General features: G+C 69.7%; 11 protein-coding genes. 6 read left to right on the forward strand and 5 right to left on the reverse strand.

The annotated features are described in order from the left end of the window. Positions 1-17: 17 nt before the first annotated feature. The 3 genes from htpX to ACX80L_RS01450 all read right to left on the reverse strand — a co-directional run bounded on the left by htpX (position 18) and on the right by ACX80L_RS01450 (position 3,059). Complete coding sequence (gene htpX / locus ACX80L_RS01440; RefSeq protein WP_133082308.1) at positions 18-896, reverse strand: zinc metalloprotease HtpX; 879 nt, start codon at positions 894-896, stop codon at positions 18-20. 119 nt (positions 897-1,015) lie between these two features. Continuing rightward, positions 1,016-2,302 carry an MFS transporter gene (locus ACX80L_RS01445; RefSeq protein WP_459287211.1) on the reverse strand — a complete coding sequence of 429 codons (1,287 nt, stop codon included), beginning with the start codon at positions 2,300-2,302 and terminating at the stop codon, positions 1,016-1,018. A gap of 52 nt (positions 2,303-2,354) precedes the next feature. Beyond that, positions 2,355-3,059: an esterase/lipase family protein gene (locus tag ACX80L_RS01450; protein WP_459287213.1), complete on the reverse strand. Its 705-nt coding sequence runs from the start codon at positions 3,057-3,059 to the stop codon at positions 2,355-2,357. A 92-nt stretch (positions 3,060-3,151) separates the two neighbouring features. On the opposite strand from ACX80L_RS01450, the gene ACX80L_RS01455 reads away from it, so the two are divergent. From ACX80L_RS01455 to ACX80L_RS01475, 5 genes are all read left to right on the forward strand, one after another. After that, positions 3,152-3,622, forward strand: coding sequence for a Fur family transcriptional regulator (locus tag ACX80L_RS01455; RefSeq protein ID WP_432206091.1), 471 nt, complete (start codon positions 3,152-3,154; stop codon positions 3,620-3,622). 27 nt (positions 3,623-3,649) lie between these two features. Then, the gene (locus ACX80L_RS01460; protein WP_459287215.1) at positions 3,650-5,137 is read left to right on the forward strand and encodes a catalase; all 1,488 of its coding nucleotides are present in this window, start codon (positions 3,650-3,652) and stop codon (positions 5,135-5,137) included. Between the two features lie 112 nt (positions 5,138-5,249). Continuing rightward, a complete protein-coding gene (locus ACX80L_RS01465) occupies positions 5,250-6,260 on the forward strand; it encodes an adenosine deaminase (RefSeq protein WP_459287217.1) in 1,011 nt (336 codons plus the stop codon). Positions 6,261-6,355: 95 nt separating this feature from the next. Further along, positions 6,356-6,739, forward strand: coding sequence for a hypothetical protein (locus tag ACX80L_RS01470; RefSeq protein WP_459287219.1), 384 nt, complete (start codon positions 6,356-6,358; stop codon positions 6,737-6,739). A gap of 103 nt (positions 6,740-6,842) precedes the next feature. Continuing rightward, the gene (locus ACX80L_RS01475) at positions 6,843-7,481 is read left to right on the forward strand and encodes a YitT family protein (RefSeq protein ID WP_459287221.1); all 639 of its coding nucleotides are present in this window, start codon (positions 6,843-6,845) and stop codon (positions 7,479-7,481) included. A 69-nt stretch (positions 7,482-7,550) separates the two neighbouring features. Here ACX80L_RS01475 and ACX80L_RS01480 read toward each other — a convergent pair whose 3' ends face one another. Together ACX80L_RS01480 and ACX80L_RS01485 are read right to left on the reverse strand one after the other, a co-directional pair. Then, positions 7,551-10,103, reverse strand: a complete 2,553-nt coding sequence (locus ACX80L_RS01480) for an MMPL family transporter (RefSeq protein WP_459287223.1) — start codon at positions 10,101-10,103, stop codon at positions 7,551-7,553. Positions 10,104-10,151: 48 nt separating this feature from the next. Next, a complete protein-coding gene (locus ACX80L_RS01485) occupies positions 10,152-10,889 on the reverse strand; it encodes a TetR/AcrR family transcriptional regulator (protein WP_459287225.1) in 738 nt (245 codons plus the stop codon). A 125-nt stretch (positions 10,890-11,014) separates the two neighbouring features. On the opposite strand from ACX80L_RS01485, the gene ACX80L_RS01490 reads away from it, so the two are divergent. Further along, positions 11,015-11,989, forward strand: a complete 975-nt coding sequence (locus tag ACX80L_RS01490) for an aldo/keto reductase (RefSeq protein ID WP_459287227.1) — start codon at positions 11,015-11,017, stop codon at positions 11,987-11,989. The last annotated feature ends 30 nt before the right edge of the window (positions 11,990-12,019 follow it).

Consider the following 12,019-nt stretch of genomic DNA (forward strand, 5'->3'; position numbering starts at 1 on the left):
TCGTCGTTCCGGGCTGATCAGCCGAGCGGTCGGCCGGCCATGCCCTCGAGGCGTGCGATGCGCTGGTCCATCGGCGGATGCGTGGCGAACAGGCGGCTCATGCCGGCGCCCTTGAACGGATTGGCGATCATGAGGTGTGAGGTGTTCACGAGGCGCTGGTCCTGAGGGAGCGGTGCGCGCTGCGTCCCGATCTCGAGCTTGCGGAGCGCCGATGCGAGCGCCAGCGGGTCGTCCGTCAGTGCCGCACCGTCCTCGTCGGCGTCGAATTCCCGGGTGCGGCCGATGGCGGTCTGGATGAGGCCTGCGGCGAGGGGCGCGAGAAAGGCGAGCAGCAGTGCTCCGATCGGGTTGCCGCCCTGGTTGCGGTTGCCGCCCATCATGCCGGCGAACGCGAACATCTGGGCCACGGACGTGATCACGCCGGCGACGGCCGCCGCGATGGAGCCCGTGAGGATGTCGCGGTTGTAGACGTGCATGAGTTCGTGCCCGAGTACGCCGCGGAGCTCGCGCTCGTTCAGCAGCTGCAGGATCCCCTGCGTGCAGCACACGGCGGCGTTCTCCGGGTTGCGGCCCGTGGCGAAGGCGTTCGGGGCCGGGGTCGGCGAGACGTAGAGCCGGGGCATGGGCTTTCCGGCGCGCGCGCTCAGCTCCCGGACGATCCGGTACATGGCGGGCGCCTGCTGCTCGGTGACCTCGACGGCGCGCATGCTGCGGATGGCGATCTTGTCGCTGTTCCAGTAGCTGTAGGCGATCGATCCGACGCCGAGCAGTGCGAAAATCCAGAGGAACGCCGAGCTGCGCGTGGCTCCGGCGACGACCGCGCCGAAGACGAGGAAGATCCCCATGAGGGCGCCGAACAACAACGCCGTCTTGGCACCGTTGAAATGGTTGTGCACTGTCACTCCTTGCGACGACGACGGCCGGGCGCCGCCCACCGGTACAACGGCGGGTCGGAGCGCGGTGTTCCATTCATCGTACGGCGAGGGGCGTCACCGAGGACGGGCCGGGGCGGCGGTCAGGCCTCCGGCCGGCGGGAGTCGTACCGCGCGAACCGGGGCTGCCAACGGGCCACGGCGAGTACCAGCACGATACAGGCGACACCCCCGACGACGGCGGTCCAGCCCTCCCCCAGCCAGGCGGCCTGGCCGCCGGCCACCATGTCCCCGAGGCGGGGACCACCGGCGACGACGACGATGAACACGCCCTGCAGGCGCCCGCGCATGGCGTCCGGCGTGGCGGACTGCAGGATGGTGTTGCGGAACACGCTGCTGACCGAATCGGCGATGCCTGCCAGCACCAGGCAGGCTGCTGCAGGAAGCACCCACACCGACAGTTCCCCCTCACCGGGAACCGGCAGGGCCGACGAACCCGCCATGACGACCACGAGCCCGAAGCCCGCCACGGACGCACCCCACCCGACGATCGACCAGATCACGGCCCGGCCGTGCTTGTGGATCCGGCCGAGGGGTCCGGAGAACAGGCCGGCCAGCACCGAACCGAACGCGGCCGAGGCGAGCAGGATGCCGACGGTCTGTTCACCTCCGCCGATGAGCACAGCCCCGACGGCGGGCAGCAGCGCCCGCGGCTGGGAGGTGATCATGGCGATCAGGTCGAGGATGAACGTCATGCGGATGTTCGGCCGTGTACCGAGGAAGCGGAAGCCCTCGAGGACCGTCGCGAGCCCGGCGCGTCGGGTGGGACCCTCAGGGGGCAGGGACGGGAGCCGGAAGACGGCCCACAGCGCGAAGGTGAAGGTGACGACGTCGACCGTGTACGTCCAGGCGTAGCCGACCTGCGCCACCAGGAGGCCGGCGAGCAGCGGCCCGACGGTGAAGGCGAGGCCGAAGGTGATCATGCTCAGCGCATTGGCGGCCGGCAGCAGTTCCGGGCGGACGAGGCGCGGGATGATGGAGCTCCTGGTGGGCTGGTTGATGCCCGCGGCGCCCGACTGGATGGCGACCAGGAGATACAGCAGCCAGACGCTGTCGACGCCGATCCAGGCCTGCGCGGCGACGGCCATGGTGGTGCCCCACAGAGCGAAGCCGGAGTAGAGGGCGACGGTCCGCCGGTCCTGCGCGTCGGCGATCGCCCCGCCGTAGAGGCCTGCGACGACCAGGGGCACGAGTGCGAACAGGCTGAGCAGGCCCACGCTGAACGTGGACTGGGTGAGCGAGTAGATCTGGAGGCTGACGGCGACGATGGTGAGCTGCGTGCCGATGGCCGAGAGTGCCGACCCGATGTAGAGCCGCCGGAATGCCGGCGATTCCTTCAGCGGGGTGATGTCGGCGAGGAGTCGTGGCACGGGGAAAGTCTAGCCGGGCATTGATTCGCTGCAGCAACGAACCTGGCACGCCTCAGGCGGAGTCGCGTTCCCCTGCCCCGATGGCGCGGTCGATCTCCTGCAGGACCCGCCTGTCCGCGATGGGCCGGAAATGGCCCGTGGTGTCCAGTTGGACGTTCCGTGCCCCCTCCACGAAGCTCCCGCCCGGGATGTGGGGATCGAACCGCCCGTAGATCGAGGTGATGCGGCTGTTGAGCGCGAGATTGGCCAGGAGCGTCCGGAGCGTCGGGTTGCGCGGCGAGAACGCGCGGATGCTCGGCAGGAAGAAGAATTCGGCGTAGACGGAACCGGAGAACGGCGTGTTGACGGCGACGAGGCGGGTGATCCGCGGTGCCACGCTGGACATGGTCATGAGGAACTTGCCGATCAGCCCGCCCTTGCTGTGCGCCACGATCACGACGTCGGTGAGGTCGTGCTCCTCGAGGTAGCCGGCGGCGAGCTGGGCCATCGCCTCCACGGTGCCGCGGTTGTACCCGAGTTTCTGCACGACATGCACGGGATGACCTGCCCGGTGCAGGTGGTCGGCGACGGGCCGCAGGAACTGCCAGGTCTCGTAGATGCCCGGGATGAGGAGCACCGGTGCCTTGCCTCGGGGAGCATCGGCGGGGGGAGTGAGGTACTGGGCGGGATCGGCCCGGAAGAGGAAACCCTGAACCTGCCAGAAGCCCACGTAGGCGTAGTCCAGCAGCCAGGCCCGGCCACGCTCGAAGAGGTTCACTCTTTCCACGGTACCCATCGCGAGCCACCCGTGGTGCGCAAGTTAGTCGGACCTTATTATGACTAACTCAGATTTACTGGTTCACTGAAGCCATGATGCAGGCAGCGATGACACCGGAGGCCCGCGAGGCCCGCTGGTCCGCAGCCCTGCATGTCCACGGCCGCCGCGTGACGCGCCAGCGCCTCGCGGTCCTCGCCGCCGTCGAGCAGTACCCCCACGCCACGGCCGACGACGCCGCGACCGCGGTCCGCGCGGACCTGCCGCACATCACGGTGCAGTCCGTCTACGTGATCCTGGCCGACCTCACCGACATCGGCCTGCTGCGCCGCATCGACACGCCGCACTCCCCTGCCCGGTACGAGACCCGTGTGGGCGACAACCACCACCACGCGATCTGCACCGGCTGCGGCCGGATCGAGGACGTCGACTGCGCCGTGGGACACGCGCCCTGCCTGACCCCCGAGTGGTCGCCCGGTGCACGCCGCATGACCATCCAGATCGCGGAGGTCCTCTACCAGGGCCTCTGCGACGACTGCCGCTCGGCAGCCCCCAGCCACCACTGATCCCCAACCCCTAGGAACAGGAGCACTATGTCCGCGAACTTCAGCACCACGCAGTCCGGCGCCCCCGTCATCGATGACAGCAACTCGTCCGTCCTCGGCCGCGACGGCGCCATCCCGCTGACCGACCACTACCTCATCGAGAAGCTGGCCCAGTTCAACCGCGAGCGTGTCCCCGAGCGCGTGGTCCACGCCAAGGGCGGCGGAGCGTTCGGTGTCTTCGAGACCACCGAGGACGTCAGCATGTACACCCGCGCGGCGCTCTTCCAGAAGGGCACGACGACGGAGACCCTCCTCCGCTTCTCCTCCGTGGCCGGCGAGCAGGGCTCACCGGATACGTGGCGCGACCCCCGAGGCTTCGCCCTGAAGTTCTACACCTCCGAGGGCAACTACGACCTCGTGGGCAACAACACCCCGGTGTTCTTCATCCGCGACGGCATCAAGTTCCCCGACTTCATCCACTCGCAGAAGCGCCTTCCCGGCACCAACCTGCGCGACGCCGACATGCAGTGGGACTTCTGGACGCTCAGCCCCGAGTCGGCGCACCAGGTGACCTGGCTGATGGGTGACCGCGGCCTGCCGAACTCGTGGCGCACCATGAACGGCTACGGCTCGCACACCTACATGTGGATCAACGAGTCCAACGAGAAGTTCTGGGTCAAGTACCACTTCAAGTCCAACCAGGGCCACGAGGTGCTGACGGTCGACGAGGCCGAGGCGCTGGCCGGCTCGGACGCCGACCACCACCTGCGCGACCTCTCGGAGAACATCGCGAAGGGCAACCACCCGAGCTGGGACCTCAAGGTCCAGATCATGCCCTACGACGATGCGAAGACGTACCGGTTCAACCCGTTCGACCTCACGAAGGTCTGGCCCCAGGGCGACTACCCCCTGATCCCGGTCGGCAGGCTCACGCTGAACCGCAACCCGGAGAACTACTTCGCGCAGATCGAGCAGGCGACGTTCGCGCCGTCGAACTTCGTGCCCGGTATCGCCGCCAGCCCGGACCGCATGCTGCAGGCCCGCATCTTCTCCTACGCGGACGCGCACCGCTACCGCGTGGGCACCAACCACGCGCAGCTGCCCGTGAACATGCCGAAGAACGAGGTGCGGAACTACTCGAAGGACGGCGCGGCGCGCTACTACTTCAACTCCTCCTCCACCCCGGTGTACGCGCCGAACTCCGTCGGCGGGCCCGCCGCGGATCCGGCGCAGTACGGTGCGCACGGCGGCTGGGAGAACGACGGCGACCTCGTCCGTGCAGCCCACTCGCTGCACGCGGAGGACGACGACTTCGGCCAGGCCGGCACGCTGTACCGCGAGGTGTTCGACGACGCGCAGCGTGCGCGCTTCCTGGAGACGATCACCGGCGCGGTCGGCGGCGTGAAGAGTGACGACATCCGCGCCCGCGCCGTCCAGTACTGGGCGAACGTGGACGCCGAACTCGGCGCGAAGCTGGCCGCGAACCTCGGCCACGGCGTCACGCCGGCCACCGAGTCGGAGGCCGCCCTCTACTAGGGGATGCACGGACAAGGGCGGGCCCGGTCGGGTCCGCCCTTTCCCGTGTCCCGCGCCGCCCGTCCGAGGTGCGGCGCTCCGGCGGAGCGGCGCGGGCCCCTAGGCTGGAACCATGCCTTCCCTGCCCTGCGCCGAACTGCACCTGCACATCGAGGGGACCCTCGAGCCGGAGCTCATCTTCACCCTGGCCGCCCGCAACGGGATCCGCCTGCCCTACGCCGACACGGCCGACCTGGCGGATCGCTACGCGTTCACCGACCTGCAGTCGTTCCTCGACCTGTACTACGCCAACATGGACGTGCTGCGCACCGAGGCGGACTTCACCGACATGACCCGGGCCTACCTCCGCCGCGCAGCCGCGGCCGGAGTGCGGCACGCGGAGATCATGATGGACCCGCAGGCGCACCTCGCCCGCGGCATCGCCCTCGAGACCTGTGTCGGCGGAGTGGCTGCAGCACTGTCCACGAGCGAGGCCGACTACGGCATCAGCACCTCGCTGATCGCCGCCTTCCTGCGCGACCGCCCCGCCGCGGAGGCGCTCGCGGTCCTGCGGGACCTCCTCGCCATGGAGGCCCCGATCATCGGGATCGGCCTCGACTCCGCCGAGGTGGGCTATCCGCCATCGCTCTTCGCCGAGGTGTACGACGTCGCACGCGCCGCCGGCCTGAAGTGCATCGCGCACGCGGGCGAGGAGGGCCCGCCCGGCTACGTCCGGGAGGCGCTCGACATCCTCCGGGTGGACCGGCTGGACCACGGCATCCGGTGCCTCGAGGACGAGGCGCTCGTGCAGCGGCTCGTCGCCGACCAGGTGCCGCTGACGGTCTGCCCGCTCTCGAACGTCCGGCTCCGCGCCGTCGCCACCCTCCGGGACCACCCACTGCCGGCGATGCTGGCCCGCGGGCTGAACGTATCCGTGAACTCGGACGATCCCGCCTACTTCGGCGGGTACGTCGACGACAACTTCTCCGCGCTGCGGCAATCCTTCGGACTGGGCGTGGACGACCTCGCGACCCTCGCCGCCAACTCGTTCCGCTCCGCGTTCATCAGCGGGGAACGGCGCGCCGCCCTCCTGGCCGAGGTCGAGGCCTGGAGGTCCGCGCCGGGCGCGGCCGACATCGTCTAGGCTTCCCGGCCGACACCGTTTAGGCTCCCGGGCGCCGCGGTGCGAGACTGCAGGCAACGGCTGCACATCGGCGCACCGACGGAGGAGGACCGACCGTGGACGACTTCAGGATCCTGCATGCGGCCGGGATCCTCGAGGTCCTGTGGCGGCCCGGAGCCGTGATCGGGCCCGGCGAGCTCGACGTGCTCGCGAACACGATCACGCATTTCCCGCACTGGCACTCCGCCCCGATGCTGGTGCACCTGACCCTGGTCAGGCACATCACGCCGCCGGCACGCCAGATGCTCGTGGCCTACCGCCACCTCGGGCCCATCGCGCTGATCGGGAGCGACCCCGTGGACAGGGTCCTCGCCGCCTTCATCGCCCAGTCCCGCAGCCGGACACGGTACTTCGCGGAAGCGGACGACGCGCGGGACTGGTTGACCGCCGTCCGGCGGGACCTGCCGTCGCCGGCGGACCTCCGCGTCCCGCTGCACTGAACCACCGTCGGCGGACCCACCACCGGGCCCTGTCCCTGTGCTTTCCTTCACATCCATGCCGATCCGTTGGATCCGCGGAAACGCCCGATGGTACGTTGCGGCCATGGACACCACGGCACCCCCACCCGAGACCGACGAACCGGACCTGATCGTCCGGCATTCGGCCTTCGAGGACGTCCTCGGGATCGTCACGGGAACCTTCACGGTGTCGCTCGGCCTGTTCCTCCTCAAGACGAGTGGCGCCGTGACCGGTGGCACCGCCGGTCTGGCACTGCTCCTGAGCTATCTGGGCGGACTCCCCTTCAGCGTCCTGTTCTTCACCGTGAACGTGCCGTTCTTCGCACTGGCCGTGTGGAAGAAGGGATGGGATTTCACCCTGCGCACCATGGCGGCGGTCGCACTGGTCTCCGCCCTGTCCTACCTGCATCCCCTCGCGCTCGGGAACGTGATGCTGGATCCGCTCTATGCAGCCCTCGGTGGGAACCTGCTGGCAGGCGTGGGGCTCCTGATCCTCTTCCGCCACAAGGCGAGCCTCGGCGGGTTCAACATCCTCGCGCTGATCCTCCAGGAACGCCTGGGCTGGCGGGCCGGGTACGTCCAGATGGGTCTGGACACAGCCGTCATCCTCACGGCCCTCACCGTGGTCGAGCCGGCCGGCGTCCTGCTGTCCGCCGTCGGGGCCGTTCTGCTCAACCTGGTCCTGGCCCTCAACCACAGGCCCGGCCGCTACCTCGGCACATAGCGGCTCCCGCCGGCCGGACGCACCGGCCGGACGGCGCCCCGACGACGGCGCCGCCCGGCACGAGCAGGACTAGACGGAGACCGGTACGCGCTCCTCATTCTCCTCGCGGAGCAGCTTCGCACCCTCGACGTCGACATCCGGCAGGATCCGCTCGAGCCAGGCGGGAAGCCACCACGCGTGCCGTCCCAGCAGGTACATCGCGGCCGGAACCAGCGTCATGCGGACCACGAACGCGTCCAGCAGCACGCCGAAGGCGAGTCCGAACCCGATCGGGCGCACCATGGCGAGGTGCGAGAAGACGAAGCCCGCGAACACCGACACCATGATGATCGCCGCCGCGGTGACCACGCGCGCGCCGTGGCTGAAGCCGATGCGCACCGCGGCCTTCGGGTCGTCACCGTGGACGTACGCCTCACGCATGCCCGACACCAGGAACATCTGGTAGTCCATCGCGAGGCCGAACAGGACGCCGATCAGGATGATCGGCAGGAAGCTCAGGATGGGCCCCGGATTGGTGACCCCGAAGAAGTCCCCGAGCCAACCCCACTGGTAGATGGCAACCGTCGCGCCGAAACTCGCCAGGAGGGACAGCAGGAATCCGGCCGTCGCGATGACCGGCACGAGGATCGAGCGGAAGACCAGCAGGAGCAGGATCAGTGACAGGCCGACCACGATGCCCAGGTAGACCGGCAGCGCCTCCATCAGCTTCGCGGACACGTCGATGTTCGCGGCGGTCTGCCCGGTCACGGCGATCGGGACACCCGTCTCCTCCTCGAAGTCGTCGGTCAGAGCGCGGAGATCCCGGACGAGGTTCTCGGTGGTCTCGCTCGCCGGACCCTCCTCCGGGAGGACCTGGAAGATCGCGGTACGACCGTCCTCGCTGACCGCCGCGGGCACGGACGCGGCGACGTCCGGCACCTCGAGCAGGCGGTCGTTGACGTCCAGCCGCAACGCGGTCAGCTCGGCGTCGTCGGCGGTCTCGGGCAGGGACCCGACGACGATCAGCGGGCCGTTGGTGCCCGCGCCGAACTTGTCCCCGATCGTGCTGTAGGCCTGGAACGCCGTCGAGTCGGCGGGTTCGGTGCCGCCGTCGGGCAGGCCCACGCGGAGCTGTGCCGCAGGGATCGCGATGACGCCGAGGAGGAGGATCCCGGCGAGGACCGTCAGGACGGGCCGCCGCGTGACGATGCCACCCCATCCCGCGCCCCGCGCCGCGCGTTGGTCGGCGAGGGACGTTCCGCTGTCCGTATCGAGCGGTGCGGCGGCCGAGTGCCTGCCACCGTGGGTCCGGGCCCAGCGGCGCTTCGAGACGACCCGCCGTCCGATCACCGCGAGCAGGGCCGGCGTGAGGGTCAGGGCCACGAGCACGGACACCGCGACGGTACCGGCGGCCGACAGTCCCATCACCGTCAGGAACGGCAATCCCGGTACTGCCAGCGCGGCGAGGGCCACGATCACGGTGATACCGGCGAAGAGGACCGCGTTACCCGCCGTGCCCGTTGCCCGGGCGAGCGACTCCTGCAGGTCCATCCCGTGCAGCAGCTGTGTGCGGTGCCTGTTCACGATGAACAGCGAGTAGTCGATGCCGACGGCGAGCCCGAGCATCAGGGCGAGGACGGGAGAGATGCTGTTCATCTCGATCACGCCGGAGAGCGCGAACGTGATGCCCACGCCCACCCCGACGCCGACGATGGCCATCAGGAGCGGGAGCCCCGCGGCGATCAGCGTGCCCAGCATCACGATCAGGACGACGGCGGCGACGGCCAGGCCGACGGCCTCGGTGGCACCGACGATCCCCGATACGTCCTCGACGATCTCCTTGCTGTAGTCGACGGCCACGCCGGCTGTCTCGGCGTCGGCGGCCGTCTCCTGGACCGCTTCCCGCAGTTCGGGCGACACGCCGTTGATCTGCTGCTCGAACTGCACGCTGGCGACCGCCGTCGTGCCGTCCTCGGAGACGAGGCTCACGCCGGACGTCGCCTCGAGCTGACGCTGGGCGAGCTCCAGCTCGGCCCTGCCGGACTCGAGCTGCTCGCGGCCGGATGCGAGCTCGGTCCGGCTCGCGTCGAGCTGCGCCTGTCCCTGCGCGAGCTGCTGTTCGGTGGTGGTCACCTGCGCCGGCGGGAGCGTTCCGCGGGCCTGTTCGAGCTGCGCGCGCTGCTGGTCGAGCTGGGCCTGGCCCTGCACGAGCTGCGCCTCGCCCGCGCTCAGCTGCTGCTCGCTCGCCGTGAGCTCGGCGCGGCCCGCTTCGATCTCCTGGCCACCGGCGGCGACCTGGTCCGCGACGTCGAACGGGTCGACGACACCGCGCACACCGTCCAGGTCCGCGATCGCTGCCAGAGCGGACTCGACCCCGTCGCGCTGCTCGGGCGAGAAGGCGGTCCCGTCCTCGGTGGTGAAGACCACGGTGCCGGTCCCGCCGACGGCCTCGGGCAGTTCCTCCCGCAACCGGTCGGAGATGCGCTGCGACTCCGTCCCGGGGATCGTGAAGTTGTTCGTCAGGGTGCCCGAGAAGGCGACGGCGGCCCCCGCCACCGCGAGCATGATCGCCAGCCATGCGGAGATGACCCACCACCTCCTCCGGAACGCGAACGAGCCGAGCCGGTAGAGCAGAAAAGCCATGGAGTGGTCCTTGCGGGGTGAGGGGCGGAGGCCGGGGAAGGGGTGGTGTCAGGGACCGGCAGTTACGGACGGCACAGGGCTCGTGCCCTGCGCCGTCGCCGTCGTGTCCGCGGCGATGTCCGCCGTGGAATCGGTCGTGGGATCGGCTATGGGATCGGTCGTGGGATCGGCGAAACCGTTCCGCAGCATGGTCAGCGATGCGAGGATGCGCGCCTCGAGCTGCGTGCCCGAGTCGTCGCCGGACTCGGGCGTGCTGGCGGCCCAGTCCCGCATGGCCGCCTTCGTGCAGGACAGCACGCACCCCACCAGCGCGGTGAGGTAGAGGGTGGATGCGGCAGGTCCGAGGCGCCGACGCAGGGCCTCGACGATCAGGGCCTCCGCCCGCTCCCACGAGTGCAGCTGTGCGCGCAGGAGATCGGGATTCGAGTCCGCCATCCGGAAGAGTTCGCCGTGCTGGGACAGCCCCTCCATCCGTGTGGTCTCGGAGAACGCCCGGACGATGGAGTCGAACAACGGCTCGTCCTGAGGTAGCTGCCCGAAGACGGCGAGCGCGAGTTCGAGGAACCCGTCCGTCCGCACGGTCAGGGCGTCCTCCGCACTGTGGAAGTAGTTGAAGAACGTCCGGCGCGACACTCCGGCCCGCGCGGCGATCTGGTCCACGGTGAAGGCTCCCGGACCGACGGAGCGGGCGAGGTCGAAGGCCGCGTCCGCGATCGCGCGGCGCGTGTCGACCTTGTTCTGTTCACGGCGGCCCAGGGGACCGGCGTTCTCGGTAGTACTCAGCACGGGTCAAGCGTAGAGGCAAAGTTGCACACCGTGCAAACAACGGGACAGCCGAATCTCACCGCACGCGTTCCGCCCCCCGGGCGTACGCTGGCCGGGCACCCCTTCCCTCGACACAAGGCGGCTCCATGAAGACCATCCGACTCGGTTCCAGCCTCGACGTCTCCCGGCTCGGCCTCGGCTGCATGGGGATGTCCGCGTTCTACACCGGCAGCGGCACCGACGACGCGGGTGCGACGAGGACCCTCCACCGCGCCCTCGATCTCGGTGTCACCTTCTTCGACACCGCCGAGATGTACGGCCCGTACACGAACGAGGAACTGCTCGGCCGGGCCCTGAAGGACCGGCGGGACGACGTCGTGATCGCCACGAAGTTCGGCACCATCCGCCATACCGCGGGAGACGCCGGAGGCATCGATGGGAGCCCGGAGAACGTGCGCCTCTCGATCGACGGATCGCTCCGGCGGCTCGGCACCGACCACGTCGACCTCTACTACCAGCACCGGATGGACCCCTCGGTCCCCGTGGAGGAGACCATGGGCGCCCTGGCGGACCTCGTCCGGGAGGGCAAGATCCTGCACATCGGGCTCTCGGAAGCGGCACCGGAGACGATCCGCCGGGCGCACGCCGTCCATCCCGTGACGGCGCTGCAGACCGAGTACTCCCTGTGGAGCAGGGATCCAGAACGCGAGCTCCTCCCCCTGGTCCGCGAACTCGGTATCGGGTTCGTACCCTATTCGCCGCTGGGCAGGGGATTCCTGACCGGCGCCATCCGCTCGGTGGACGCGCTCGACGAGTCGGACTTCCGCCGCCGGAATCCCCGCTTCGCAGGAGAGAACCTGCAGGCGAACATCCGGATCGTCGAACAGGTGGACGACGTCGCCCAGCAGGCCGGAGCCACGCCGGGCCAGGTGGCCCTGGCCTGGCTCCTCGCGCAGGGGGACGACATCGCTCCCATCCCCGGGACCAAGCAGGTGCACTACCTCGAGGAGAACGTCGCCGCGGACGGCCTCACCCTCACGGCCGGCCAGCTTGAGCAACTCGACGCCGTCGCCGCACCCGTCGGCGACCGCTACGAGGACATGTCCGGCGTCGACCGCTAGCCGCGGTCGGCACGACGGGCGGTTGGCAAC

It is taken from the genome of Arthrobacter sp. MDT1-48-3 (genome assembly GCF_054511015.1).

Bases quoted from the DNA above. Each gene is read 5' to 3' on its own strand.
- ACX80L_RS01475 (WP_459287221.1), top strand. From the start codon at position 6,843: ATGGACACCACGGCACCCCCACCCGAGACCGACGAACCGGACCTGATC.
- ACX80L_RS01480 (WP_459287223.1), bottom strand. From the start codon at position 10,103: ATGGCTTTTCTGCTCTACCGGCTCGGCTCGTTCGCGTTCCGGAGGAGG.
- ACX80L_RS01490 (WP_459287227.1), top strand. From the start codon at position 11,015: ATGAAGACCATCCGACTCGGTTCCAGCCTCGACGTCTCCCGGCTCGGC.
- ACX80L_RS01455 (WP_432206091.1), top strand. From the start codon at position 3,152: ATGATGCAGGCAGCGATGACACCGGAGGCCCGCGAGGCCCGCTGGTCC.
- ACX80L_RS01460 (WP_459287215.1), top strand. From the start codon at position 3,650: ATGTCCGCGAACTTCAGCACCACGCAGTCCGGCGCCCCCGTCATCGAT.
- ACX80L_RS01465 (WP_459287217.1), top strand. From the start codon at position 5,250: ATGCCTTCCCTGCCCTGCGCCGAACTGCACCTGCACATCGAGGGGACC.